The sequence below is a fragment of the Maccoyibacter intestinihominis genome, from assembly GCF_040096355.1.
GTDB classification, from domain to species: domain Bacteria; phylum Bacillota; class Clostridia; order Lachnospirales; family Lachnospiraceae; genus Maccoyibacter; species Maccoyibacter intestinihominis.
In genome coordinates this window covers 254,914-280,095 of the sequence record NZ_JBBMEX010000001.1, presented here as the reverse complement: position 1 = coordinate 280,095, position 25,182 = coordinate 254,914, and the positions used below count along the sequence as shown (strand labels likewise).

27 protein-coding genes are annotated in these 25,182 nt (G+C 42.5%); 2 read left to right on the top strand and 25 right to left on the bottom strand.

The annotated features are described in order from the left end of the window. Positions 1-2: 2 nt before the first annotated feature. Positions 3-488 carry a cob(I)yrinic acid a,c-diamide adenosyltransferase gene (locus WMO43_RS01320; protein WP_353529462.1) on the bottom strand — a complete coding sequence of 162 codons (486 nt, stop codon included), beginning with the start codon at positions 486-488 and terminating at the stop codon, positions 3-5. A gap of 88 nt (positions 489-576) precedes the next feature. Then, a complete protein-coding gene (locus WMO43_RS01315; protein ID WP_177962279.1) occupies positions 577-1,203 on the bottom strand; it encodes a single-stranded DNA-binding protein in 627 nt (208 codons plus the stop codon). Between the two features lie 200 nt (positions 1,204-1,403). Here WMO43_RS01315 and typA point away from each other — a divergent pair, with 200 nt between their 5' ends. Next, positions 1,404-3,236: a translational GTPase TypA gene (gene typA, locus WMO43_RS01310; protein WP_177962280.1), complete on the top strand. Its 1,833-nt coding sequence runs from the start codon at positions 1,404-1,406 to the stop codon at positions 3,234-3,236. 888 nt (positions 3,237-4,124) lie between these two features. On the opposite strand, the gene WMO43_RS01305 is transcribed toward typA, so the two are convergent. The 9 genes from WMO43_RS01305 to mtaB all read right to left on the bottom strand — a co-directional run bounded on the left by WMO43_RS01305 (position 4,125) and on the right by mtaB (position 11,649). Further along, positions 4,125-5,177 (bottom strand): lactonase family protein, encoded by a 1,053-nt coding sequence (locus tag WMO43_RS01305; RefSeq protein ID WP_353529460.1) that lies wholly within the window; start codon positions 5,175-5,177, stop codon positions 4,125-4,127. Positions 5,178-5,182: 5 nt separating this feature from the next. Further along, positions 5,183-6,412: a peptidase U32 family protein gene (locus tag WMO43_RS01300; protein WP_353529459.1), complete on the bottom strand. Its 1,230-nt coding sequence runs from the start codon at positions 6,410-6,412 to the stop codon at positions 5,183-5,185. Next, on the bottom strand, positions 6,409-7,062 hold the full coding sequence (locus WMO43_RS01295) for an O-methyltransferase (protein ID WP_353529458.1): 654 nt from the start codon (positions 7,060-7,062) through the stop codon (positions 6,409-6,411). The genes WMO43_RS01300 and WMO43_RS01295 overlap by 4 nt, the downstream gene beginning before the upstream one ends. A gap of 6 nt (positions 7,063-7,068) precedes the next feature. Then, positions 7,069-7,428 carry a YlbF/YmcA family competence regulator gene (locus WMO43_RS01290; RefSeq protein WP_177963751.1) on the bottom strand — a complete coding sequence of 120 codons (360 nt, stop codon included), beginning with the start codon at positions 7,426-7,428 and terminating at the stop codon, positions 7,069-7,071. A 1-nt stretch (position 7,429) separates the two neighbouring features. Next, positions 7,430-9,094, bottom strand: a complete 1,665-nt coding sequence (locus tag WMO43_RS01285; RefSeq protein ID WP_434784159.1) for a ribonuclease J — start codon at positions 9,092-9,094, stop codon at positions 7,430-7,432. A 157-nt stretch (positions 9,095-9,251) separates the two neighbouring features. Further along, positions 9,252-9,518, bottom strand: coding sequence for a DUF1292 domain-containing protein (locus tag WMO43_RS01280; protein WP_177963749.1), 267 nt, complete (start codon positions 9,516-9,518; stop codon positions 9,252-9,254). Between the two features lie 49 nt (positions 9,519-9,567). Next, entirely contained in the window at positions 9,568-9,990 is a 423-nt protein-coding gene (gene ruvX / locus WMO43_RS01275) for a Holliday junction resolvase RuvX (RefSeq protein WP_177963748.1), read from the bottom strand. Between the two features lie 12 nt (positions 9,991-10,002). Beyond that, positions 10,003-10,266 carry an IreB family regulatory phosphoprotein gene (locus tag WMO43_RS01270; protein WP_177963747.1) on the bottom strand — a complete coding sequence of 88 codons (264 nt, stop codon included), beginning with the start codon at positions 10,264-10,266 and terminating at the stop codon, positions 10,003-10,005. A gap of 72 nt (positions 10,267-10,338) precedes the next feature. Continuing rightward, positions 10,339-11,649 carry a tRNA (N(6)-L-threonylcarbamoyladenosine(37)-C(2))-methylthiotransferase MtaB gene (gene mtaB / locus WMO43_RS01265; RefSeq protein WP_353529456.1) on the bottom strand — a complete coding sequence of 437 codons (1,311 nt, stop codon included), beginning with the start codon at positions 11,647-11,649 and terminating at the stop codon, positions 10,339-10,341. 98 nt (positions 11,650-11,747) lie between these two features. Between mtaB and WMO43_RS01260 the strand changes: the two genes are divergently transcribed. Further along, positions 11,748-11,981 (top strand): HPr family phosphocarrier protein, encoded by a 234-nt coding sequence (locus WMO43_RS01260; RefSeq protein WP_177963745.1) that lies wholly within the window; start codon positions 11,748-11,750, stop codon positions 11,979-11,981. Positions 11,982-12,029: 48 nt separating this feature from the next. Here the strand turns inward: WMO43_RS01260 and thiI are convergent, their stop codons facing one another. The 14 genes from thiI to ffh all read right to left on the bottom strand — a co-directional run bounded on the left by thiI (position 12,030) and on the right by ffh (position 25,182). Next, a complete protein-coding gene (gene thiI / locus WMO43_RS01255; RefSeq protein ID WP_353529454.1) occupies positions 12,030-13,208 on the bottom strand; it encodes a tRNA uracil 4-sulfurtransferase ThiI in 1,179 nt (392 codons plus the stop codon). Between the two features lie 31 nt (positions 13,209-13,239). Then, complete coding sequence (locus tag WMO43_RS01250; protein WP_353529453.1) at positions 13,240-14,397, bottom strand: cysteine desulfurase family protein; 1,158 nt, start codon at positions 14,395-14,397, stop codon at positions 13,240-13,242. A gap of 1 nt (position 14,398) precedes the next feature. Continuing rightward, the gene (locus tag WMO43_RS01245; protein ID WP_353529452.1) at positions 14,399-15,145 is read right to left on the bottom strand and encodes a 16S rRNA (uracil(1498)-N(3))-methyltransferase; all 747 of its coding nucleotides are present in this window, start codon (positions 15,143-15,145) and stop codon (positions 14,399-14,401) included. A gap of 37 nt (positions 15,146-15,182) precedes the next feature. Further along, positions 15,183-16,136, bottom strand: a complete 954-nt coding sequence (gene prmA / locus WMO43_RS01240) for a 50S ribosomal protein L11 methyltransferase (protein ID WP_353529451.1) — start codon at positions 16,134-16,136, stop codon at positions 15,183-15,185. A gap of 112 nt (positions 16,137-16,248) precedes the next feature. Next, positions 16,249-16,698, bottom strand: a complete 450-nt coding sequence (locus tag WMO43_RS01235; RefSeq protein ID WP_177963740.1) for a hypothetical protein — start codon at positions 16,696-16,698, stop codon at positions 16,249-16,251. A 186-nt stretch (positions 16,699-16,884) separates the two neighbouring features. Next, positions 16,885-18,075: a molecular chaperone DnaJ gene (gene dnaJ, locus WMO43_RS01230; RefSeq protein WP_353529450.1), complete on the bottom strand. Its 1,191-nt coding sequence runs from the start codon at positions 18,073-18,075 to the stop codon at positions 16,885-16,887. 104 nt (positions 18,076-18,179) lie between these two features. Beyond that, on the bottom strand, positions 18,180-20,060 hold the full coding sequence (gene dnaK, locus WMO43_RS01225; protein ID WP_177963738.1) for a molecular chaperone DnaK: 1,881 nt from the start codon (positions 20,058-20,060) through the stop codon (positions 18,180-18,182). Positions 20,061-20,102: 42 nt separating this feature from the next. Then, positions 20,103-20,729 carry a nucleotide exchange factor GrpE gene (grpE, locus tag WMO43_RS01220; protein ID WP_177963737.1) on the bottom strand — a complete coding sequence of 209 codons (627 nt, stop codon included), beginning with the start codon at positions 20,727-20,729 and terminating at the stop codon, positions 20,103-20,105. Positions 20,730-20,750: 21 nt separating this feature from the next. Next, positions 20,751-21,788, bottom strand: a complete 1,038-nt coding sequence (gene hrcA / locus WMO43_RS01215) for a heat-inducible transcriptional repressor HrcA (protein ID WP_177963736.1) — start codon at positions 21,786-21,788, stop codon at positions 20,751-20,753. Between the two features lie 156 nt (positions 21,789-21,944). Then, positions 21,945-22,667 carry a tRNA (guanosine(37)-N1)-methyltransferase TrmD gene (trmD, locus tag WMO43_RS01210; RefSeq protein ID WP_177963735.1) on the bottom strand — a complete coding sequence of 241 codons (723 nt, stop codon included), beginning with the start codon at positions 22,665-22,667 and terminating at the stop codon, positions 21,945-21,947. Between the two features lie 11 nt (positions 22,668-22,678). Then, positions 22,679-23,221, bottom strand: a complete 543-nt coding sequence (gene rimM, locus WMO43_RS01205; RefSeq protein WP_177963734.1) for a ribosome maturation factor RimM — start codon at positions 23,219-23,221, stop codon at positions 22,679-22,681. Between the two features lie 79 nt (positions 23,222-23,300). Next, positions 23,301-23,531, bottom strand: coding sequence for a KH domain-containing protein (locus tag WMO43_RS01200; RefSeq protein WP_177963733.1), 231 nt, complete (start codon positions 23,529-23,531; stop codon positions 23,301-23,303). A gap of 17 nt (positions 23,532-23,548) precedes the next feature. After that, entirely contained in the window at positions 23,549-23,794 is a 246-nt protein-coding gene (gene rpsP / locus WMO43_RS01195; RefSeq protein WP_177963732.1) for a 30S ribosomal protein S16, read from the bottom strand. Positions 23,795-23,832: 38 nt separating this feature from the next. Next, on the bottom strand, positions 23,833-25,182 hold the full coding sequence (gene ffh / locus WMO43_RS01190) for a signal recognition particle protein (RefSeq protein ID WP_177963731.1): 1,350 nt from the start codon (positions 25,180-25,182) through the stop codon (positions 23,833-23,835).

The window sequence follows — 25,182 nt, the reverse complement described above, 5'->3', positions numbered from 1 at the left end:
AATTATTTTTCCGCTATAATATTGTAGACTTCATCCGCAATTTCCCGCAATTTCTCCGGCAGTCTCCGTCCGGTTAAGATCACATCGGTTTCCTCCGTTTTTGCCCGGATGATCGCACACAGCTCTTCTACCGATATCACGCCTGCATCCACGACTCCTAAGATCTCATCAAGTACGAGCAGATCACACTCACTGGTTGCAAGCACTTTTCTGGCAAAATTTAATCCATTTTTCATATTTGCAGATTCTTCTTTTTTCTCATCTTCACTTAGATCTGCAAAACATTCCGCTAGTTTCTCAAAACGGAAAAACTTGATCTCCGGCTCTAAACGCTGCAACAGTTCTCCCGGTTCTTCTTTTTTTGCCTTCAAGAACTGGACAATAATGACATTTTTTCCTGCATCTGCCTTACGCAGTGCATTTCCAAGTGCGGCAGTCGATTTTCCTCTGCCCTCACCATAGTAAATCTGTATCACTCCACGTTCCATTTTTTCCTCCTCTGCCATACGATATGGCTTTCAATCTTCTCCCCCTGGATTTGATTAAAATACCATATTCGGACAAAAAAAGCAAATTTTATTCTAAAAACTCTATTTTATTGACAGATACTTCATAGGCAACACGCTTCTCTGTCTGCTCTTCACCGATTTTTTTAATATATTCCCTGCTCTGGATTCTTCCATATACTTCGACATGGCTTCCCACCTCAAATGAGGAGGCATATCTCGCATTTCTTCCCCAGCAGATACATGGGATATAGTCTGATTTCCCATAGGAACGGTTGACTGCAACCAAAAGATCCGCAATTTCTCTGCCAAGTGGTGTTTTTCTGTAGATCGGCTCTTTACATATGTAACCGTCGAGGTAAATCTGATTGCTCTTGATATCATCCTCGATCTCATCCACGAACTCTAATTCGCGTACAAATACGGAAAGTATCAGGCGGTTCTTCTTTTCCTCATGTCTATTATAGGAGCGGAACTGACCGCTTACCGAAATGGTCTCTCCGATATAACTCTGTGTCACATCCACCAGTCTTTCCGACACCATCAATGGTATGTAATCTACGGAATCACTCAGGCGGCTGACGGATATATCTACTAAATAGAATCCCTCACCATATACCTCGTGGCTGAATTCAAATTCTGAGACAATCTCTCCTATCATCGTTACCTGGTTATTTTCAAATAATTTATCTGCCATGTTTCTTCTCCCTTCATTCTCTTGAACATCTTTTGCCCCTCTATCTTAGTTGTCCCACCACAAAAAACTCCACATGTTTTGTCGATAACTTTCCTGATTCTTACTCCTGTATTTTTTCAAAAAGTATTGCCATATCTTTTTTTTGTGATAAAATAAATTGGTTAGACTTATATGTGAACAAGAGAAAGAAGGATTAAAATATGAAAACAAAAAGAGAGGACATCCGTAACATTGCGATCATTGCCCATGTTGACCACGGCAAAACAACGTTAGTAGACGAGCTTTTAAAGCAAAGTGGTGTATTCCGTGCCAACCAGGAAGTGCAGGAACGTGTGATGGATTCCAATGATATAGAAAGAGAACGCGGTATCACTATCCTTTCTAAAAATACAGCCGTATTCTATAAAGATGTAAAGATCAATATCATCGACACTCCGGGACATGCGGATTTTGGCGGTGAAGTAGAACGTGTCTTAAAAATGGTAAATGGCGTTGTTCTCGTTGTAGATGCTTTTGAGGGAGCTATGCCACAGACCAAATTCGTTCTGATGAAAGCACTTGCCTTAGATCTCCCGGTAATCGTATGTATCAATAAGATTGACCGTCCGGAGGCAAGACCGGATGAAGTCATCGACGAAGTGCTAGAACTCTTTATGGATTTAGATGCTTCCGATGAACAGCTTGACTGCCCATTCATCTATGCTTCTGCAAGAGATGGATATGCATTAAAAGATCTGAACGATGAAAAGAAGGATATGACACCTCTTTTTGAGACCATCTTAGATTACATTCCTGCACCGGAAGGTGACCCGGATGCGAATACACAGGTTTTGATCAGTACGATCGATTACAATGAATATGTTGGACGTATCGGTGTTGGTAAAGTAGATAACGGATGCTTAAAGATCAATCAGGATGCCGTTGTTGTCAATCACCATGAACCGGACAAACTGCAAAAAGTCCGCATCAGCAAACTCTATGAATTTGACGGTCTGAACAAGGTTGATGTCAAAGAAGCCGGTATCGGTTCGATCGTCGCCATTTCAGGTATCGCTGATATCCACATTGGAGATACGATCTGCGCCCCGGAAAATCCTGTAGCGATTCCTTTCCAGAAAATTTCCGAGCCGACCATCTCCATGAACTTTATCGTAAATGACAGTCCGCTTGCCGGACAGGAAGGTAAATTCGTAACCTCCCGCCATATCCGTGACCGTCTTTTCCGTGAGCTGAATACGGACGTTTCTTTGCGTGTCGAGGAAACAGAGAACGCCGACAGCTACAAAGTATCAGGACGTGGTGAATTACATTTATCTGTCTTAATTGAAAATATGCGGCGTGAGGGTTATGAGTTCGCAGTCAGCAAGGCTGAGGTACTCTATCATACCGATGAAAAAGGCAAGAAGTTAGAGCCGATGGAGCTTGCCTATGTCGATGTACCGGATGAATTTACCGGAGCAGTCATTGACAAGTTAAGTCAGAGAAAAGGTGATCTTTTAAACATGGGACCTATCAGCGGTGGATATACCCGTTTAGAGTTCAATATCCCATCCAGAGGTCTGATCGGTTATCGTGGCGAATTCTTAACCGATACCAAAGGAAATGGTATCATTAATACGATCTTTAACGACTATGCTCCATACAAGGGCGACATCCAGTACCGCAAACAGGGATCTCTGATTGCCTTTGAATCCGGTGAATCCGTAACTTACGGTCTCTTCTCCGCACAGGAGCGTGGTACTCTCTTCATCGGGCCTGGAGAAAAGGTATACTCCGGTATGGTAATCGGTCAGTGTGCAAAAGCGGAGGACATTGAGTTAAATGTCTGCAAGAAAAAACATCTGACTAATACCCGTTCCTCTTCTGCTGATGAGGCATTGACACTGACACCGCCAAAGATTTTAAGTTTAGAGCAGGCACTTGATTTCATTGACACCGATGAACTCTTAGAGGTAACACCGGAAAGTCTCAGAATCCGAAAGAGGATCTTAGACCCTACAATGAGAAAACGTGCAAATATGAGAAATAAATAAAAGATCATCCAGAGTGCTGTACCTAGAATGGTGCAACACTCTTTTTTGTTCTATAGGATTAGGGTGTTAAAAGACAGCTCACAACTTAGTGGCTGGCAACTTGCACAAAACCGGGACTGCTTTTGTGACTTTGGAAGAAAATTAGTAAATCTTAGTCTGGCTGTTCATGTATAGTGTTTTGCTGCCATGGACGGCAGCAAAAGTCTTAAGCCCCATGGACGGGGCGTTTAAGACGTACACATCACTCCATCGCAATCTGACTCAGGCAGACTTAGATTTTCTTATTTTCATACAATGGAACAAAACAGACTTGGCTTTGTGCCAGTTGCCAATCAAAAAACTTGAAACCGCCTTTTGACACCCTAATCTCTATAGAAATACCATGTTACGTTCAAGCATGGACATTGTGTTTCCTATAGAGCAAAAAGCCCTTCGGTTGAAAATATACAGCTCGCGGAGAAGTAAATAGCTGCTATGCATGATTTTTAGACAGATTCCTATCCTGCTTTTCTATTGTTATTATTATTGGATTGTTTTAAATTTTTTAAGATTTGAAAATTTTTGAATTTTTGAATACTTTCGTTAGATTGCTAATCATATAGCACTTTGAATTTTTGAATTATTATTACCATTTCATCTTATCATGGTTTCATAATTCGACTGATTAGTTCTAATTGCCTATAGCAAATAACCCCTACATTTTTGCAAGGAACTCTTCCATGGTGTCAGCTTTTCCTTCTGCTTTCCACTTTTTCTCTTTTATTCGAAGCATCTCTTCTATTGTCATATACCTTCCCTCCAGTCCACGCCACTGTTTTAATTTTCTGACTCTGTCATGCAGATATTATAAACCGGAGGCAGGAAAATGACAAGAAGATTCTCATCCCACTACTTCAACTTATGGATATAGATACAGTTTGGTGTCTCCACCTGTACCGGTCTTGCATCCATCAGGCAGTATTTTTTCTCATAATTGATCTTAAAGGTACGGATCTCATTAGAGTCATGGTTCAGGCTGACAAAGTGATGTCCATCCGGGAATACGGCAAGCGCCTTCGGATAATCGCCACTGATCCGGGTCTCCATATCTAAGGTCAGCATTCCGGTATTTTTATCAATTTTATAGATAATCACATCGTTAATGCCCACATTGGAGACAAAGAGGTATTTTCCATCGGCGGAATGTTCAATTCCGGATGCATTGCAGGCAATCCCCTCGTCCTCATAGTCTGTGGAAATGCTCTGCACCCGCTCAAATACCGGCTGGTCATCCTCCACATAATATTTATATACATCTACGGTGTTCTTCAACTCGCAGAGTACATAGGCAAAACGTCCATCTACACTAAAACGAATCATACGCGGACCGGAATCCAGTTCACATCGTAAAATATCCGCTAATTTGATGCGTCCTCTTTCGTAGTTGATGCGGTAAATCTTTACATGGTCAAGTCCGCTGTCTACCGCACAGAGAAATTTCTGATCCGGTGTTACTTTTACGCAATGTACATGAGGTCTGGAGGCTCTTTCGGCAACTCCACGTCCAAGTCCCTTATGAAAAATGCCATCCGCGATCTCGGCAACTCCACCGTCCTCGCTTAAACGCATCATACTGACTCTTCCGTCATGGTAACCGCCTACAAACAGATAACGGTCTTCGTCATCGAGTTCTACATAACAGCCACGCATTCCGCCAATCCACTTTTTGTTAATCGGAATCAAATCTCCGTCCGGCTGGATGGCAAAGGCTTCCACTCCTTCATCTGCGATAGAATAGAGGTATTTTCCACTATGGGAAACGATCAGATCCGAAGGATTATTGATCGGAACAACTTTTCGCTCTGTTAAAGTTCCCCGAAGCTCGTCCACATCATAAATATGGATTCCCACACTGTTTTCATGTGTATAAGTTCCTACATAAGCAACATATTTTCCTTCCATTACGGCTATTCCTCCTCTTTTCTTCTAAGAATATCATAACGCTCTAACGGCTCTCCTAAATCAATAAACAGTACCTGCTGCGGATGCGGTGCAGACTCCATTGCATTGCCTTCTTCGTCCACGATCGCCCGCACGGTAACGCTCCGGTTCTCTCCATTCGGTTTCATCACTTCTATCTCTTCACCGACAGAGAACTTATTGCGCTGCTCAATACGATATCTGCCATGTTCATCCACACTTCCAACAATACCAAGATAGGTATATTCTTTGACATAAGTATTGCTGTCATAAATCTGCGTTGTTTCATCCGGTTTTCCAAAGAAAAATCCGGTGGTAAACTGGCGGTAAGTACAGTTTGAAATCTGCTCCTTATACCAGTCCATATTCTTTTTATAAAGTTCCGGCGACTCTAAATAATCATCAATTGCCTTGCGATAGGTTCTGGCAACCGTTGCAACATAGAGTGCCGTTTTCATTCTGCCCTCAATCTTAAAACTGTCAATTCCTGCATCGATCAGTTCCGGAATATGCTCGATCATACAAAGGTCTTTAGAATTGAAAATATAAGTTCCACGCTCATTTTCATAGACCGGCAGATACTCTCCCGGACGTTTTTCCTCTACAACGGCATATTTCCAACGGCATGGATGGGTGCAGGCGCCCTGATTTGCATCCCTTCCGGTAAAATAATTGCTGAGCAGGCATCTGCCCGAATAGGAAATACACATTGCTCCATGGATAAATGTTTCTATTTCTAGATCTTTTGGTATATTGTCACGGATTTCTTTAATTTCCGCTAGGGAAAGCTCCCTTGCAGACACTACTCGCTTTGCTCCCTGTGCATACCAGAACTGATAGGTTCCGTAATTGGTATTATTCGCCTGTGTGGAAATATGGATCTCTATCTCAGGACAGATTTCCTTTGCGATCATAAATACTCCCGGATCGGAAATGATCAGTGCATCCGGTTTGATCTCTTTTAATTCCGTAAAATATTTTTTCACACCTTCTAAATCCTGATTATGTGCTAAAATATTTGCCGTAATATAGACTTTGACACCATGCTCATGTGCAAATGCAATGCCCTCTTTGATCTCTTCATTTGTAAAATTCTTTGCCTTTGCCCGAAGTCCAAATGCCTCTCCACCGATATAAACAGCATCTGCTCCAAATATCACAGCAATCTTCAATACTTCTAAGCTGCTTGCCGGCACTAATAATTCCGGATGTCTCATGCTTTTCTTCCCTTCTTTGTACTGATTGTAATTCCATCACCGACCGGCAGGACTGCCGTAGTCAGTTCTTCACTATGCGTTAATGTATAGAGATACTCCCTCATTCTCTTATGTATCGTTCGGTTTCTTCTTGTCACTGCAAACCGTGATTCGATAATGTCGCCGTCCTGCAGCACATTATCGGAGATCAAAATTCCCTCCGGTTGCAACAGTTCTAATACCCGTGGCAGGAAATTCAGATACTGTCCCTTTGCCGCATCCATAAAAATAAGATCAAACGGTTCTGTGAGCGTTTCTAATACGTCTTTTGCATCCCCTTCTAACAGGGTAATCTGCTCTTCTTTTTCTGCACGGATAAAATTCTCCCTTGCAATCGGAATCCGCTTCTCATAATTTTCAATCGTTATGATCTCACATTCGACAGGATCATACTCTGCCATCAGGATCGCTGAAAATCCAACCGCTGTTCCAACCTCTAAAATCCGCTTAGGACACTTTATGGACAACAGAACCTTTAAAAAGCTCTGCATCTCCTTTCGGATAATCGGAACAAAGGAGGCAAGTGCCTCCCTCTCTATCTCGTCTAAAATTGGTGTGTTTCCCGTATCTAAAGAATTGATATAAGTTACGAGTCTCTCATCTACGATCATCTGATACTACTCCTCTTTGACTAATTCCATATCGATTTCCATATCAAAGTGCAGTTCTTCTATCAGTGTCCAGTTGATCCGCTGCACCATGCGGCAAAGCGCGAGCTCTGCCGTTAAAAATTCATCGATCAGCGCATCCTGTCGGAATCTTTCTGATTCCCTCTCGATCTCATCAATATGATGGTATAAATCGGTCTCGCCATGATTGTTCTGTATCTTATACATCCTGGTACGATACTTGTCAAGACTTCTCTTTTTTTCAGGATATTTTTCGACCTTTGCTTTCACGATCTGATAATCCTGAAATTCTTTGCTGTTTCTTACTGCCTCTATTAAATGATTCAGGCTCTCGTCTACTGTATTCATCTTACACTTCCATAATAATTGGCATGATCATCGGACGGCGTTTTGTCTCTTTCCAGACAAAATCTCCTAAGGAATCCTTGATCTCGGATTTGATCTTTCCCCAGTCGGTAATATTTTTATCCATGCAGTAATCCATGGTCTCATCTAAAACTGCTTTTGCCTCATCCATCAGACTCTCTGAGCCGCGGACATAGACAAAACCTCTCGAAACAATGTCCGGTCCTGCAAGCACTCTTCCGGAACCGTTTTCTAATGTCATCACGACGATAATGATTCCATCTTCCGCTAAATGCTGGCGGTCACGCAGAACGATATTTCCAACGTCTCCAACACCCAGTCCGTCTACCATGACATCTCCTGTCTGGACTCTTCCGGTCACTTCTGCGCCCTCTTCATCTAATTCTAACACATCTCCGGAAGAAAGGATGAAAATATTATCTTTATCCATGCCAAGGTCTTCTACTACCTTTGCCTGCGCCATCAGATGTTTGTACTCACCATGTACCGGTATGGAGTACTTCGGTTTTACTAAAGAATAGATCAGCTTGATCTCTTCCTGACAGGCATGACCGGATACATGGACATCCTGGAAAATAACATCTGCCCCCTTCTGGAAGAGCTCGTTGATCACATGGGAAACTGCTTTTTCATTTCCCGGGATCGGATTGGAACTGAAAATAATGGTGTCCTTCGGCTTGATCGTAATTTTCTTATGTGTGCCGTTTGCCATACGGGATAAAGCCGCCATGGACTCTCCCTGACTTCCGGTTGTGATCAATACCGTTTTTTCATCCGGATAATTCTTTAACTGGTCTGTCTCCACTAAGGTATTGTCCGGTATCTTCAAATAGCCGAGTTCTGAAGCTGTGGAAATGATATTGACCATGCTTCGTCCCTCGACGCCTACTTTTCTTCCAAATTTTTCTGCAGAGTTGATGATCTGCTGTACACGGTCTACATTCGACGCAAAAGTTGCAATGATGATACGCGTATTCTTATGCTCCGAAAAAATCTCATCAAAGGTTGCACCGACGCTCTTTTCGGACATCGTAAATCCCGGACGTTCTGCATTCGTACTGTCACACATTAATGCCAGTACACCTTTTTTTCCGATTTCTCCAAAACGCTGTAAGTCAATGGCATCCCCAAAGACCGGTGTGTAATCTACTTTAAAATCTCCTGTATGCACAACAATTCCTGCCGGTGAATAGATTGCAAGCGCTGCCGCATCCTGGATACTGTGATTTGTCTTGATAAATTCTACACGGAAGCATCCTAAATTGATATGTTGTCCGTATTTTACAACTTTTCTTTTTACTTTTGTGAGCATATTATGCTCTCTTAATTTATGCTCAATGATTCCCATCGTCAGCTTTGTAGCATAGATTGGAACATTGACATCACGCAGAACATATGGGATCGCACCGATATGATCCTCGTGACCGTGTGTGATAAAAAATCCTTTGACCCTGTCTAAATTCTCTTTCAGATAAGTTACATCCGGAATGACTAAGTCAATTCCTAACATATCATCCTCCGGGAAAGACAATCCGCAGTCCACAACAATAATACTGTCTTCATATTCAAAGGCAGTAATATTCATTCCAATCTGTTCTAATCCTCCAAGTGGAATGATCTTCAATTTTGAGTTTTGTTTCTTTTTCAACATAATTCCTCCGTACAATTTATTTTTCCGTTTCTTTTCATGATCACGCAATCACCATGGCACTTCCCTTTTTCGCAGTATTCTGCCTTTTTTTAGCAATACTAATACTCCAGATCAGCAAAAGTCTCCATCGTCATTGCTGTTTATTCTCTTTTATTTATGACATCTCAATGTCAGCTTCTTCTCCTAACAGTTCTGCAAAGATCTTTGCAACGGCATTCAGCTCCTGCTCCTGTTCTACAACCGTATATACGGCATCCTCTTCTCCCTGTGCTGATGTATCTTTTAAGATCAACGCGTCGGAATCTCCTTCTTCATCCACGGTTACTAACAGATAATCTGCTCCGTTCAGACGCGTCTGTTCTAATACATAGAGTTCTATGTATTCCTTTGACTCTTCATCAAAAAATTCTACCTTATCCATTCTTTATTTTTTCCTATTCTTTTTTTCTTATTCCACCCTTTTGGTGTTCTTACAATTTCAGCGAATCCAGATATCCCTGTAAAATAAAGACTGCTGCTAATTTATCTACATACTGCTTACGATCTTCACGACGAATATTTCCTTCTATCATGGCACGGTCTGCCGATACGGTTGTCAGCCTCTCATCCCATAGCGTGACAGGAAGAGACGTCCGGCGTTCTAACATTTCTTTGAACTCCAGCGTCTTTTCACAGCGTTCACCCTCTGTATTATTCATATTCTTTGGATATCCAAGCACAATCCGTTCTGCCTGGTAATGCACAACAAGTTCCTCAATCCTTGCTAAAGTACGACGCAGCTTTTTAGGTGACTCTCTTCTGATGATCTCGACTCCCTGTGCTGTCAGCCCCAATTCATCACTGACTGCAACACCTACTGTCTTAGAGCCAAAATCCAAACCGATGATTCTCATAAAATATCTGCCCTACTTCCACGAATTATTTTTGATATATGCACGCAGGATCTCCTCCACTAACTCATCACGTTCCACCTTCATGATCAGGCTTCTTGCATTCCGATGGCTGGTGATGTAGGTAGGATCTCCTGACATAATATAACCCACGATCTGATTCACAGGATTATATCCTTTCTCAGATAATGCATGATAAACAACATCGATGACATCGCTCACCTTCATCTGTGGTTCCTTTTCTACTTTGAAGTACTGGGTATTCTTTAAATCCTGCATTTTTTCACGTCCTTATTTGCTCTTTCGTTCGCACAACTGATATTCCCATTTTAATATATCCGGGATTAAAATTCAACTATAAGCTGTCATAAGATATACATTTTCATTCAATGCCCCTTCGATCCTGCCGCGAACCATGCAGTTTGAAAGGTCTTTTTCTGAGCGGACTGCTACTTTGACATACTCTTTTGTAAATCCGACATAATAGTCCACACCGTCAATCTGTACCGGTTCCTCTAATAATGCCTCATCTTCTTTTCCGATATGGGCATCCCGGAATTCCTTAGACATTTTCTTCTCTAAGGCAAGCAGTTCATTGCTCCGCTTCGTCTTAATCTGTTCATCGATCTGATCGCTCATTTTTGCTGCCTTGGTGCCTTGACGTTTGGAATATTTAAAAATATGCATTTCATAAAAATGTATTTTTTCTAAATACTGCTTTGTTACTGCAAATTCCTCTTCTGTTTCTCCCGGAAATCCTACGATCACATCCGTTGTAATTGCCGGCTCTCTGAAATATTTACGCAGATATCCACAGCTTTTTGCGTATTCTTCGGTTGTATATTTACGGTTCATCCGCTCTAACGTTGCATCACATCCGCTTTGTAACGACAGATGAAAATGCGGACAGATTTTTTCTAATTCCGATAACCGCTTTGCGAACTCCTCTGTTACGATCTTTGGTTCTAAAGAACCTAAACGGATCCTCTGGATCCCTTCGATCTCATGCACCTGTTCTATTAAATGCAGCAGATCGTCCTCAATGTCTATGCCGTAGGAGCTTAGATGGATGCCGGTCAGCACTACTTCCTGATAGCCGTTTTCTGCCAGTCTTTGGATCTCGCCTAACACATCCGCAGGTTTTCGGCTTCTTACCCTTCCTCTGGCATACGGAATAATACAATAAGTACAAAACTGGTTACAGCCATCCTGTACTTTAATAAACGCTCTGGTATGCTCTGCCGTTCTGCTTAAAGAAAGCTCCTCATAGCCCTCTTTTGGACAGTTGATATCGATCATGGCTCTTGCCTTTTCGTGTTTTTCAAAAAATTCTTCAAGTCTTTCGGCAAGTTCATGTTTTTTGTTATTACCTATGACAATGTCTATGGTTTCATCCTCTTCCTGCCGCTCGCCTGCCGTCTGCACATAACAACCGGCGGCAACGATGACGGCATCCGGATTCTGCTTCCTTGCACGATGTATCATCTGTCTGGATTTACGGTCCGCCATATTGGTCACGGAACAGGTGTTGATGACATACACATCTGCCTGCTCCTGAAACGGAACAATTTCATATCCTGCTTTTTCAAGTATCTGCTGCATTGCCTCTGTCTCGTAAGCATTGACTTTACAGCCCAAATTATGCAGTGCTGCTCTTCTCATACTTTTTCCTTTATTTTTCCTTTACTCTGGTTGACTTTTCTAATTAAAAAGATTACACTTAAACAAACATCTATAGTAACTATGGGAGGTCTACTTATATGAAAACAGTACAAATTTCTTTAAACTCCATTGATAAGGTAAAATCATTTGTAAACGCTATCACACAGTTTGAGTTCGACTTTGATCTGGTTTCCGGCAGATACGTTATTGATGCAAAATCCATCATGGGTATCTTTTCACTGGATTTATCTAAACCGATCGAATTAGTCATCCATGCCGAAGATCATTTAGATGAGATCATGGACATCTTAAAGCCTTACATTGTAGACTAATTTTTAAATTATGGTTTTTATCCCGCCTGAAAAACAGGCGGGATTTTTTTATTCTACTCTGATGACCTCTGTTGTCTCAATTGCTGTTTTCATCAGCTCATCAATGACATCATTCAGTTTCTGCTCTGAGTGTTTGATAACATTCAGATTCGGTTTTGTTACCGGATGCTTAGCTACGAATATCGTACAGCAGTCCTCAAACGGAAGGATTGATGTCTCATAGGTGTCAATTTTTTCAGAAATCTCAATGATCTCCTGTTTATCAAAACCGATCAGCGGACGATAAACCGGCAGCGTACATACTTCGTTGGTTGCCGCTAATGACTGCATGGTCTGGCTTGCCACCTGACCGATACTCTCTCCGGTGATCAGTCCTAAACATTTATTCTCTTTTGCAAAATGTTCTGCGATTTTCATCATGTAACGGCGCATGATAATGGTCAGCTCATCATGTGGACATTTTTCATAGATTGCAAGCTGGATATCCGTAAAATTGACAATGTGCAGATTGATCGGACCGGAATATTTTGCAACTAATTTTGCGAGGTCTACTACTTTTTGTTTTGCACGTTCACTGGTATATGGCGGTGCATGAAAATATGTTGCATCAATGCTGACACCACGCTTTGCGATCATGTATCCGGCAACCGGACTGTCAATTCCTCCGGAAAGCAGCAACATTGCCTTGCCGTTTGTACCAACCGGCATTCCTCCCGGTCCCGGTATCTCACTCGAATAAATATTGATCTGATTTCGGATCTCCACATGGACCATTACATCCGGGTCATGGACATCCACACTCATATTCGGACACGCGTCTAAAATCCTGCCGCCTAACTCTGCATTGATCTCCATGGAAGTCATCGGATAATTCTTTCTGGCTCGTCTCGCATCTACTTTAAAGGTCAGACTCTTATCACCATAGACCTCTTTCACATGCGCAACAACCATTTGGGCTAAGGCGTCAAATCCTTCATCCTGTGCCATGATCACCGGGCAGATCCCCACGATTCCAAACACATGCTGTAAGGCTTCTACCGTTTCCTCATAGTCAAATTCTGACTCTGCCTCTACATAGATCCTGCCCTGCTCTTTGCGGACGTTGAACTCACCGTCTACCTCGCGCAGTGCATGGCATATCTGAGACACCAGTGCATCTTCAAATAAATGTCGGTTCTTTCCTTTGATCGCAATTTCTGCATATTTGATTAAAAATGATTGATACATTGTATTTCCTCTCTATTGTCTGTGATTTTTTCTAATGGCTGCGATATTTCCGTAAAAACGGAAGCAGTTCCCGCAATGCATCCAAGGCGTACTCTACCTCTTCGATCGTTGTATGCACGGAAAAACTGAAACGCAGTGTCGCTGTCAACATTGCCTTTGGCACACCGATGGCTTTTAAGGTCGCACTGACTGCCGGTTTGTTAGATGAGCAGGCAGACCCCGCGGATACATAAATGCCACGGTCTTCTAAGGCATGTAAAAGTGCCTCACTCTTATCGATCTCCTCAAAGCTGACACTGACAATGTGCGGTGCCGAATCCTCTCCCACACAGCCATTGATATGTGTTCCCTCTATGGTGGCGATCCCTTTTAAAAATGCTTCCTTGACTTCCCTAAGGTGTGCATAATTCGCATCATAATTCCGGTAGATCTCCTCACATGCAACACCAAGTCCTGCAATTGCCGGAACATTCTCTGTGCCGGAGCGCATCCCTTTTTGCTGGCCGCCACCAAACAGGATCGGTTTTACTTTTGTCTTATCTTTGATATATAAAAATCCGCTTCCCTTTGGTCCGTGCAGTTTATGTCCACTGACAGAAAGCATGTCCACACTCATTTTTTTCGGATAGATCCGCAATTTTCCGTAGGACTGGATCGCATCCACATGAAACAGGGTGTTCGGATTCTTTTTCTTGATCAATGCCCCTGCCTCGGCAATCGGCTCAATTGCTCCCATCTCGTTGTTGATCTGCATCATCGACACTAAAATGGTATCTTCCCGTATTGCAGCCTCTAATTCTTCTAAGGAGATCTGTCCATTCTCATCCACCGGAAGAATGGTTACCTCAAATCCCTGTTCTTCTAAAAAACCGACCACCGCTGCAACCGATGCATGTTCAATTGCCGTTGTGATAATATGTTTTCCGGCACGTTGGTTTGCCATGGCACTTCCGATGATCGCTAAATTATTCGATTCCGTACCTCCGGAAGTAAAAACGATCTCTTTTTCCGTTACTTTCAGTGTCTTTGCTATTTTCTCTCTTGCTTCTTTGATATAATCCTCTGCTTTTTTTCCCATCAGATGTAAGGAGGACGGATTTCCGTAATCTTCCATCATAACCTGTAACATGATGTCGCGGACACTTTCCGAACATCTTGTCGTTGCAGAATTATCTAAATATGCTTCCATTCTACTCTTCTTCTTTCATTTCTATTTCCAGCATCAGCATGCTCATCACGGTAATTGCGGCTGTATCGGTGCGAAGGATCCGCTTTCCTAAGGACAACACTTCCATCTCTTCCCTGACCATCTCAATCTCTTCCTCGGAAAAACCGCCTTCCGGCCCGATCATCACACTGATATCCATTCCCGGCTCTATTTTTTTCAGTACTTCCCTTGTACCTTTCATGCCACGCTCATTCTCATATGGCACAAGACAAAGCTGACAGTTCTTTGCATACTCTACTGCCTTATCATAGCTCATAACCGGATGGATCTCCGGGATCCTGCTCCGCTTTGCCTGTTTTGCGGCACTCTTTGCAATTGCCTGCCAGCGCTCTCTTTTTTTCTCCTTTTTCTTATCGTCTAAACGTACCACGCAGTACTTCATCTCTACCGGAATGATCTCATAGACTCCAAGTTCCACTGCCTTTTGGATCACATACTCCATGCGTTCCCCTTTCGGCACCGCCTGAAATAGAAAAATACGGTTTGGAAGTTCCGTATTCCCGGCTTCTTTTGGGAGGATCTTTGCAAGTACTTCTTCGGAAGTTACTTTTTCTATCGTACAAAAGAAGTCTCCACCGGCACCGTCACTGATACGGACTTCTTCGCCCTCTTTCATGCGGAGCACATTTTTGATATGCTTTACATCCTCTCCGGTAATCGTTATATATTCTGTTCCGATCTGTTCTCTGTCTACAAAAAACTGATGCATGTCCTCTCTCCTTCTGCTACTGTTTATCGCAGACACCTTAACATTTTTTTGCTGTAATGTTGACCCACTCGCCCTGATAGTTCGTCTCTAATATCTCAAATCCTGCTTTTTCCAAAGCCTCTTTTACTTCCTGCTCTTTAAAGTCAATAATACCCGATGTGATAAAAATACCACCTTTTTTCAGACGTGCCGGAATGACAGGTGCCATCGGGATAATGACATCTGCTAAAATATTTGCCACTACGATATCGTAACACTCGTTTCCAACGGTCTGCTGCAACTGCGTATCATCGATCAGATTTCCCACATAGAACTCTGTTTTTGCATTTTCTAAATGATTGACCTTTAAATTCTCGTTCGCAGACATGATACAGTCTTTATCAATGTCGGTTCCTACTACCTCTCCTGCTCCGAGTTTTAATGCAACAATGGAAAGAATCCCGCTTCCACAGCCAACATCTAAGACTTTTGCCGAATCCTTCATATATTTACGGAGCTGACGGATACAAAGCTGTGTTGTCTCATGTTTTCCGGTTCCAAAAGAGACTCCCGGATCGATCTCGATCAAGATTCTTCCTTTATCCTCTTCTTTTAATTCCTCCCAGGTCGGTTTGATCAAAATATCATCAATGGTAAAGGCTTTAAAAAATTCTTTCCAGTTGTTCTGCCAGTCAATGTCCTCGGTCTCACTCTGTATGATGCTGCCCTCTCCAATGTCGACAAACTGACGCCATTCTTCGATCCCTGCTTTGACCTGCTCTAAAATCTCTTCATAATCATTCTCGGCATCTATATAAAAACTCACTTTACTGGTACCGTCATCCTGTGGCAGTTCCGGCAAAAAATCAATAAACATTGCCGACTGGTCTTCCTTTGAAAGTGGGACGTTATCTTCAATTTCGATCCCTTCCACACCGATCTCATCTAACATGGCACTCAGATAATCTTCTGCTTCTGTTGTTGTTTTAATTGTAAACTTATTCCACTTCATCTGTGCATATCCTCTTCTATCTATATAATTCTATTTATAAGATTAGGGTGTCAAACGGTGGCTCACAACTTAGTGGCTGGCAACTTGAAACCGCCTTTTGACACCCTAATCTTTATAAAAACAATTGTTTCATTTTCTCATATTCTTTATTGATCTCCTGAACGGTTCTGGTATCGCCCGCCACATTGTCCGGGTGATATATTTTGATCAGATCCTTATAACGCTTTTTCAACATCAGCTCATTTCCAACGCCCCGAAAAAACAGCTCCGGTTTCATGGTCAGCGTGCTTTCGCTCTCATAGGCCTTCCGCTCTTTTTTCTGTTCACGCTTCTGCTCTTCCCATGCATGATACTGCTTTTCGCGCTTGAACTGTTCTTTTTCATCCGCTAACTTACGGTATTCTTCTTTCAGAATATCTAACTTCATATTCAAAAGACTTTTTTCCTGTTCTAACAGTTTTTCTTCCCGCTCTAGTTCTTTCCTCTTCCGTTCTAACTTTGCGGTTTCCTGAAAGCACCATTGCTGAAAATGCTCGGCATTGCTATTCTGAGCTTTTCCCATGCTATCCGCTCCTTTGTATCTTCGCCTGACCCGCCACTTTGCATACTTTGTGCATTTTTGCTATTCCACCTAATTTTATACTATCTAAAATAAAATAGCAAGTGCCAAGGTGTGACTCCTAGGAATCCTGCCCTTGGCACTGACTGCATGTTTTGTATGGAATTTTTTATGTGATCTTAAATATCTTTAAATATCATCTAAGGTTTCTTTGATTTTTCCCATAAATCCTTTTTTCTTTGATTTTTCCGGTTTTTCTTTATTTCCGGCTGCCCCATTCTGGCTGTTTAAGGAATTGCCACTGACCTCATCAAATTTACGCAATGCCTCTTTTGCCTCACTGCTTAAGCCTGTCGGCACCTGTACCACTAAGGTAACATAGTGGTCACCACGGACATTCTTATTTCGAAGTGACGGCACACCTTTTCCTTTTAACCGGATTCTTGTGTCTGTCTGTGTTCCCGGTTTCACATCGTATAAGACATCCCCATCTATGGTACTGATACGGACTTCTCCACCAAGTGCTGCCTGTGCAAAAGAGATTGGTGCTGTAGAATAAAGGTTGGTATCCTGTCTCTGGAAGATCGGATGACCGCTGATCATAACTTCTACTAACAGGTCGCCTCTTGGACCGCCATTGATGCCCGGCTCGCCTTTATCACGGATGCGCACGCTCTGACCATTGTCAATTCCTGCCGGGATCATAACACTGATCTTCTTTCTCTTTGCAATATAGCCTGTTCCATGACAGTCTTTACATTTTTCTTTGATGATCTGTCCTGTTCCACCACATTCCGGACAGGTCTGTACATTCTGTACCATACCAAAGAGTGACTGCTGGGTGTACATAACTTTTCCTTTTCCACCACATTTTGGACAGGTGTCTTTGCTTGTTCCCGGTTTCGCACCGGAACCGCCACAGGTGGTACAGTCATCTTTTAATGTGATCTCGATCTGTTTCTCACAGCCGAAAACTGCTTCCTCAAATGTAATACGCACTCTTGCGCGTAAATTGGCTCCTCGTCTTGGTCCATTGTCCGGTCCTCTCCTGGAAGTCCCTCCTCCGAAGAAGTCACCAAATATATCACCAAATATATCGCCAAAATCCATGCCTGAGAAATCAAATCCACCGGCTCCGCCTGCACCACCTTCGAAGGCAGCATGACCAAACTGGTCATACTGTTTTCTCTTTTCAGGATCACTAAGTACTGCATATGCCTCGGACGCCTCTTTAAACTTCTTTTCAGCCTCTTGATCCCCCGGATTCATGTCAGGATGATATTTTTTTGCCAATGCACGATATGCTTTTTTGATTGCTGCATCATCGGCATTTTTTTCGACGCCGAGGACTTCATAATAATCTCTTTTCTGTTCTGCCATAATCTGTTCCTTCTTTTATCGTGTATAAGGGCTGACGGCAGATGCCGCCAACCCTTTTCCTCTAAAGCCTGCCTCACTGTCTGCTACAGTATTTTTGCCTGCTTTTATACCTCTTTATAATCTGCGTCTACTACATCATCATCTGCATTGCTTCCTGCATTTGCACTGCCCATATCAGGACCTGCCGCTCCCATGTCCGGACCTGCACCCTGTGCCTGCTGAGCCTGCTCATACATCTTAGCAAATACTTTCTGTGCACTCTCTGTCAGTTTCTCTTTTGCTGCTTTCATCTCTGCAACCTGATCATCTGTCATATCTTCTGCATTCTGATGTGCTTCTACCATTGCTTTTAATGCATTTAAGTCTGCTTCTACTGCTGACTTATCTGCTGCATCAAGGGATGAACCTACTTCCTCTAATGCTTTTTCTGTCTGGAATACGAAAGCATCTGCATCATTTCTGGTATCAATTGCCTCTTTTCTCTTCTTATCCTGTGCCTCGAATTCAGCTGCCTCTTTGACTGCCTTTTCGATATCATCATCAGACATATTAGAACCTGCTGTGATTGTGATATGCTGCTCTTTTCCTGTTCCTAAATCTTTTGCAGATACATTTACGATACCGTTTGCATCAATATCGAAAGTTACTTCGATCTGCGGTACACCACGACGTGCCGGTGGGATTCCATCTAAACGGAACTGTCCTAAGGATTTGTTATCTCTTGCGAACTGTCTCTCACCCTGTACTACGTTGATATCAACGGCTGTCTGATTATCTGCTGCTGTTGTGAAGGTCTGGCTCTTCTTTGTAGGGATCGTTGTATTTCTCTCAATTAACTTGGTTGCGATACCGCCCATTGTCTCAATGGATAAGGACAGTGGAGTAACATCCAGTAAGAGGATCTCACCTGCGCCGGCATCTCCTGCTAATTTACCGCCCTGGATAGATGCACCAAGTGCAACACACTCATCCGGGTTTAAGGATTTGCTTGGCTCTTTACCTGTTAACTGTTTTACTTTATCCTGTACTGCCGGGATTCTTGTAGAACCACCAACTAAGAGTACCTGACCTAAATCTGCTGCTGTCAGTCCTGCATCTCTTAATGCGTTCTGAACAGGTTCTGCTGTCTTTTCTACTAAGTCGTGTGTCAACTCATCGAATTTTGCACGGCTTAAGTTCATATCAAAATGTTTTGGTCCTTCTGCTGTTGCTGTAATGAACGGAAGGTTGATGTTTGTTGTTGTTGCAGAGGATAACTCTTTCTTTGCTTTCTCTGCTGCTTCTTTTAATCTCTGAAGTGCCATCTTATCAGTAGATAAGTCTACGCCTTCTGCTTTCTTAAACTCGTCTAACATCCAGTCTGTAATCTTCTGGTCGAAATCATCTCCACCAAGTCTGTTGTTACCGGATGTAGATAATACTTCGATAACACCGTCACCGATCTCGATAATGGAAACATCGAATGTACCACCACCTAAGTCGTAAACCATGATCTTCTGCTCTTTTTCATTGTCAAGTCCATAAGCTAATGCTGCTGCTGTAGGCTCGTTGATGATACGTTTTACTTCTAAGCCTGCGATCTTGCCGGCATCCTTGGTTGCCTGACGCTGTGCATCGTTGAAATATGCAGGCACGGTAATAACTGCTTCTGATACTTTTTCTCCTAAGTATCCTTCTGCATCTGCTTTTAATTTCTGTAAGATCATTGCTGAGATTTCCTGTGGGCTGTATTTTTTGCCATCGATCTCTTTTTTGTAATCTGTACCCATCTCTCTTTTAATAGAAGAGATTGTTTTTTCTGCATTGGTAACTGCCTGACGTTTTGCAGGTTCTCCGACAAGTCTTTCTCCTGTCTTTGTAAATGCTACAACGGATGGTGTGGTTCTTGCACCTTCTGTATTTGCGATAACAACCGGTTTACCACCTTCCATAACTGCTACACAACTGTTTGTTGTTCCTAAATCAATACCGATAATCTTACTCATAAGTCATTCCTCCTAAATATATATGAATTCTTTCTTTGCTGCTTACTGTACGACTGCTACCATGCTGTGTCTTACCACACTGTCACGGTATGTGTAGCCTTTTTGTAATTCCTGTGCAACGGTTCCTGATTCTAATTCGTCATTTTCCACCTGCATCACTGCATTGTGGTATTCCGGATCAAATTCTTCGCCAACTGCTTCAATTGGTGCTACACCAGCCTGCTCTAACTCATTCATGAGCTGCTTATATATCATGTTCATTCCATCGGCAAAAGCACTTCCTGCTTCTTCCTCCGGGATACTTGCGAGTCCTCTTTCAAAATTGTCTATGACCGGAAGTATCTTTTCGATAATACTCTTAGCTCCGACTTCAAACATCTGGGCTTTTTCTTTTTCCGTTCTCTTACGGAAGTTATCAAACTCTGCCATCTGGCGTCTGACCCGATCCTGAAGTTCTTCAATCTGTTCGTCTTTCTTATCTTTTTTCTTCTTTGCCTTTTTCTCTTTCTTTTCTGCTTTCTTATCTGCCTTTTCCTCTGCTTCTTTGGCTTCTGTTTCGCCTGCGGAAGCTTCATTGCCGGCTTCTTTGGTTTCCTCTTCTGCTGAAGAGGCTTCTTCGTTGACAGTATCTGTTTCTAAGATTTCTTCCTCTGTCTTATTCTCTGCCATGATGTTCCACCTTTCTCTATGCTAATCTTTCGGTTTTCGAAAGATATCATCCAACTGCACTTTCAAATTTTTCAGGTTATCCATTACATTCTCATAATCCATTCGCTTTGGACCGATAATTCCAATGGTTCCCTGTATTCCCTCTCCTAATTCATAAGTTGCGGTGACTACACTGCAATCTTTCATGGTCTGGATCGGGGTTTCATTTCCTATATAAACCTGAATTCCCGTATTCTCTTCTGAGTTTAAGGTTTCAGATACAAGGCTTGCTAATTCCTGTTTTTCTTCAAATGCCTCGATCAGCTCACTGGCACTCTTCGAATCACTCAGTTCCGGATATTTAAAAATGTTTGTTGCTCCGCTGGTATAAATCTGTAAATCTTCATCCTCACCGATCGCCTCTGCTACTGCATCTAAGACATCACTGACGATTCCACTGTCTATCCCTGCCTGTTCTTTTAATAAAGAAATCATTCCTAAATTGATCTGGTCTATGGAAAGACCGTTTAAGTTGGAATTCAACAGGATGTTCAGCTTCAGAAGTCTTTCATTTCCAAGCGGCTCACCCACGGAAATGATCTTGTTCTTTACGATGTTGCCCTCTCTTACGATAACGGCAAGAATCTGTTCATCATCTACCTGTGATAACTGGATGAATTTTACCCGGCTCTTCTGATAGCTTGGAGCACTGATCATCGCTGCATAATTGGTATTTGTTGCAAGTACCTTTGCTACCTGTTTTAATACCTGCTCCACTTTCTCGGTATGTTCTATCATGAACTCCTTCATCTGTGTGACTTCGTTATCTTTTTCCTCAATCAGGTGATCGACATAAAAACGATAACCTTTGTCAGAAGGAATCCTGCCTGCCGAGGTATGCGGCTGCAATATATAGCCCATCTCTTCTAAGTCCGCCATCTCATTACGAATGGTTGCTGAACTCAAATTCAAATCCGAATCTTTTGAAATGGTTCTTGAACCAACCGGTTCTCCTGTCTCTAAATAATTACGGATGATGGCTTTTAAGATTTTTGTCTTTCTCTCATCGAGCATCTCCATGATCTCACCTGACCTTCTGAGGTTTGTTAGCACTCATTTAAGTGGAGTGCTAATATCTATGTACTTAAGATAGCACCGTTGTTTTTCTTTGTCAACTAATATTTGTGATTTTTTTGTGTTTTTCTTCTATTTTATATTTCCGGGAACGGATCTGAACTATTCCTCTCCGTATACTTTTCGTTCTTTCTCACTTAATTCTGCCCGCTCAAACAGATCCGGTCTTCTCTCTTTGGTGCGTAAGATGGACTGTTCTCTTCGCCACTCATCTACCTTTTGATGATTTCCAGATAACAGGATCGGCGGAACGGCTTTCTCCTGCCACACCTCCGGTCTGGAATACTGCGGGTATTCTAACAGATTTCCTTCTAAGGATTCGGTTTCACCGGATTCCTGGTTTTTTAACACTCCCGGAACCATACGGGAGATGGCATCAACTAAAACCATTGCCGGAAGTTCTCCTCCGGTCAGTACATAATCTCCTATGGAAATGTAATCGGTTACGATCTCCTCTAGGACACGCTCGTCTACTCCCTCATAATGTCCGCAGAGCAGGATCACATCTTCCTCTAATGCAAACTCTTTTGCTGCCTGCTGTGTAAAAAGCGGTCCCTGCGGAGTTAAATAGATGGTCCTTGGACGATATCCGATTTTTTCTACGATGGATAAATAAGCATCATAGATCGGCTGTGCCTGCATCACCATGCCTGCCCCGCCCCCATAGGGATAATCGTCCACTTTTTTATGCTTGTCTACGGTATAATCACGGATATTGACCGCTTCAATGGCCAGCAGTCCTTTTTCAACTGCTCTTCCAATAATACTGGTATGAAGTCCCTGCTCCACCATGTCAGGAAACAGGGTTAATATATGAAATCTCATGTCTTCTCCTATTATTTACGATTGTTGTTCAGATCTAATAGTCCCGGCAGCAGATGTATTCTGACATAGCCTGCCTGTCCATCCTGTTCTTCCACGGACACCTCTAATATACAGTCTTTGATCGCAGGGATCATCACTTCTTCTCCCTGCTTTGTCGTTATAACATAAACATCGTTTGCCCCGGTCTGTATCACATCACTGATGGTTCCAAAGGCTTCTCCTTCTTCGTCTATGGCACGCAGACCAATCAGATCCGCAATAAAATATTCGTCTTTTTTGCATTTTACACGGTTCTCTTTGGTTACAAACAATCCACAGCCTTTATATTTTTCCACATCATTGATGTTATCTATTCCTTTAAATTTTAGAATGACCAGATTTTTTTGCGGTCTTGCACTTGTCACTTCTAACACGATCTGTTCTTTTCCGGTATCTAAAATCAGTTCTTTCATATTCTTAAAGCGCGACACATCGTCAGTCATCGGAAATACTTTGACCTCTCCACGGATTCCATGTGTCTGGGTAATGGCACCCACCTGATATAATTCTGTCATAATTCTCCATTCCTTTTCGTTTATAGAATAAAAGAGTCCTAAACTTCCCATTCTCCGGGAATTTTAAGACTCCTGACTGCTACTGCATAATCTCTACGATAACTTTTCTATCTTCTTTGGATGCAGCCGCTTTGACTACAGTACGGATCGCTTTTGCAATACGTCCCTGTTTGCCAATGACTTTGCCCATATCTGACTGGGCAACCTTTAATTCGAGAACAACTGCTTTGTCATTCTCTGTCTCGGTGACCTGGACTTCATCCGGATAATCAACGAGTGATTTCGCAATTACTTCTACTAATTCTTTCATCACATCCACCTCACCAATTATTTCTCGATTCCGGCTTCTTTAAAGATTCTGCCTACTGTATCGGTTGGTTTTGCACCATTTGCTAACCATTTCTTTGCTAACTCTTCGTTAACGTGGTACTCGCTTGGATCCTTTGTCGGATCGTAAGTTCCGATTTCTTCGATGAATCTTCCATCTCTTGGAGATCTGGAATCTGCAACAACGATTCTATAGAAAGGTGCTTTTTTCTGTCCCATTCTTCTTAATCTGATTTTTACTGCCATCTGTTTCACCTCCTCATAGGTTATTGATTTCTATATTGTTAAAAAGGAAATTTAAATCTTCCTCTTTTACCACCTTTAGCGCCCATCATTCCGGGCATCTGTTTCATCAGTTTTCTGGACTGTTCAAACTGTTTGACTAATCGGTTTACTTCGCTGATATCTACTCCGGCTCCATTCGCAACTCTGCGTTTTCTACTCGGATTTAATATAGAAGGATTCGCACGCTCCTGCGGAGTCATGGAATAAATGATCCCTTCAATTCTTGCCATCTTTTTCTCATCCATCGCATTTTCGATCTCTGCGATCTGGCTTCCGCCAATACCCGGCATCATGCTAAGGATACTGGAAAGTCCACCCATTTTTTTCATCTGATTCATGGATTCTAAATAATCGTCAAAACCAAATTCTGCTTTTTTGAGCTTTTTCTCCATTTCACGGGCTTTGTCCTCGTCTATCTCTTCCTGTGCCTTCTCGATCAGTGTCAGCACATCTCCCATTCCAAGGATTCTGCTCGCCATGCGGTCAGGATGAAACTGCTCTAGATCAGAAAGTTTTTCACCCATTCCTGCATACAATATCGGTTTTCCGGTCACTGCCCGAATGGAAAGTGCCGCTCCACCTCTCGTATCGCCGTCTAATTTTGTTAAAATGACGCCGTCAATTCCTATTTTTTCATCAAAGGTTCCTGCAACATTGACTGCATCCTGTCCTGTCATGGCATCTACGACTAAGATTGTCTGTGCCACGTCAACGTTTTCTTTGATCGCTGCAAGTTCCTGCATCATATCTTCATCTACATGAAGTCTTCCGGCTGTATCTAAGATCACAACGGTATTGCCGTTTTTCGCCGCATGTTCGATCGCTGCCTTTGCAATATCCACCGGACTGTTCTTATCGCCCATGGCAAAGACTTCTACGCCCTGCTTTTCTCCGTTGATCTTCAACTGTTCAATCGCTGCCGGACGATAGACATCACAAGCTACTAACAATGGTTTTTTACCCTTTTGTTTGAACTTTCCTGCTAACTTTGCAGTCGTTGTCGTCTTACCTGCTCCCTGCAGACCGGTCATCATGATCACGGTTGTCTCACTACCCGGACGAAGTGCGATCTCTGTTGTCTCAGACCCCATCAGACGGACCATCTCATCATTTACTATCTTGATGACTGTCTGTCCCGGATTCAATCCGTTTAAGACATCACTGCCTACCGCCTGTTCCTGTACGGTCTTTACAAAGTTCTTAACCACCTTGAAGTTGACATCTGCCTCTAACAGTGCTAATTTTACTTCCTTTAACGCTGCCTTGACATCTTCTTCACTCAGGCGGCCCTTGCTTCGCAGTCCCTTAAATACGTTTTGCAGTTTTTCTGATAAACTGTCAAATGCCAT

Bases quoted from the DNA above. Each gene is read 5' to 3' on its own strand.
- mtaB (WP_353529456.1), bottom strand. From the start codon at position 11,649: ATGAGAAGAGCAGCACTGCATAATTTGGGCTGTAAAGTCAATGCTTAC.
- WMO43_RS01305 (WP_353529460.1), bottom strand. From the start codon at position 5,177: ATGGAAGGAAAATATGTTGCTTATGTAGGAACTTATACACATGAAAAC.
- WMO43_RS01320 (WP_353529462.1), bottom strand. From the start codon at position 488: ATGGAACGTGGAGTGATACAGATTTACTATGGTGAGGGCAGAGGAAAA.
- grpE (WP_177963737.1), bottom strand. From the start codon at position 20,729: ATGGCAGAGAATAAGACAGAGGAAGAAATCTTAGAAACAGATACTGTC.
- WMO43_RS01200 (WP_177963733.1), bottom strand. From the start codon at position 23,531: ATGAAAGAATTAGTAGAAGTAATTGCGAAATCACTCGTTGATTATCCG.
- WMO43_RS01250 (WP_353529453.1), bottom strand. From the start codon at position 14,397: ATGGAAGCATATTTAGATAATTCTGCAACGACAAGATGTTCGGAAAGT.
- WMO43_RS01295 (WP_353529458.1), bottom strand. From the start codon at position 7,062: ATGATCGTAGATGAGAGACTCGTAACTTATATCAATTCTTTAGATACG.
- rimM (WP_177963734.1), bottom strand. From the start codon at position 23,221: ATGACAGAATTATATCAGGTGGGTGCCATTACCCAGACACATGGAATC.
- trmD (WP_177963735.1), bottom strand. From the start codon at position 22,667: ATGAGATTTCATATATTAACCCTGTTTCCTGACATGGTGGAGCAGGGA.
- WMO43_RS01260 (WP_177963745.1), top strand. From the start codon at position 11,748: ATGAAAACAGTACAAATTTCTTTAAACTCCATTGATAAGGTAAAATCA.
- prmA (WP_353529451.1), bottom strand. From the start codon at position 16,136: ATGAAGTGGAATAAGTTTACAATTAAAACAACAACAGAAGCAGAAGAT.
- ffh (WP_177963731.1), bottom strand. From the start codon at position 25,182: ATGGCATTTGACAGTTTATCAGAAAAACTGCAAAACGTATTTAAGGGA.
- dnaK (WP_177963738.1), bottom strand. From the start codon at position 20,060: ATGAGTAAGATTATCGGTATTGATTTAGGAACAACAAACAGTTGTGTA.
- dnaJ (WP_353529450.1), bottom strand. From the start codon at position 18,075: ATGGCAGAACAGAAAAGAGATTATTATGAAGTCCTCGGCGTCGAAAAA.
- WMO43_RS01300 (WP_353529459.1), bottom strand. From the start codon at position 6,412: ATGAGACATCCGGAATTATTAGTGCCGGCAAGCAGCTTAGAAGTATTG.
- WMO43_RS01290 (WP_177963751.1), bottom strand. From the start codon at position 7,428: ATGAATACAGTAGACGAGAGCCTGAATCATTTAATAGAGGCAGTAAGA.
- WMO43_RS01245 (WP_353529452.1), bottom strand. From the start codon at position 15,145: ATGCATCAGTTTTTTGTAGACAGAGAACAGATCGGAACAGAATATATA.
- rpsP (WP_177963732.1), bottom strand. From the start codon at position 23,794: ATGGCAGTAAAAATCAGATTAAGAAGAATGGGACAGAAAAAAGCACCT.
- WMO43_RS01270 (WP_177963747.1), bottom strand. From the start codon at position 10,266: ATGCAGGATTTAAAGAATACCCAGTACTTCAAAGTAGAAAAGGAACCA.
- WMO43_RS01280 (WP_177963749.1), bottom strand. From the start codon at position 9,518: ATGGATAAGGTAGAATTTTTTGATGAAGAGTCAAAGGAATACATAGAA.
- ruvX (WP_177963748.1), bottom strand. From the start codon at position 9,990: ATGAGAATCATCGGTTTGGATTTTGGCTCTAAGACAGTAGGTGTTGCA.
- WMO43_RS01235 (WP_177963740.1), bottom strand. From the start codon at position 16,698: ATGGGAAAAGCTCAGAATAGCAATGCCGAGCATTTTCAGCAATGGTGC.
- WMO43_RS01315 (WP_177962279.1), bottom strand. From the start codon at position 1,203: ATGGCAGATAAATTATTTGAAAATAACCAGGTAACGATGATAGGAGAG.
- thiI (WP_353529454.1), bottom strand. From the start codon at position 13,208: ATGTATCAATCATTTTTAATCAAATATGCAGAAATTGCGATCAAAGGA.
- hrcA (WP_177963736.1), bottom strand. From the start codon at position 21,788: ATGGAGATGCTCGATGAGAGAAAGACAAAAATCTTAAAAGCCATCATC.
- typA (WP_177962280.1), top strand. From the start codon at position 1,404: ATGAAAACAAAAAGAGAGGACATCCGTAACATTGCGATCATTGCCCAT.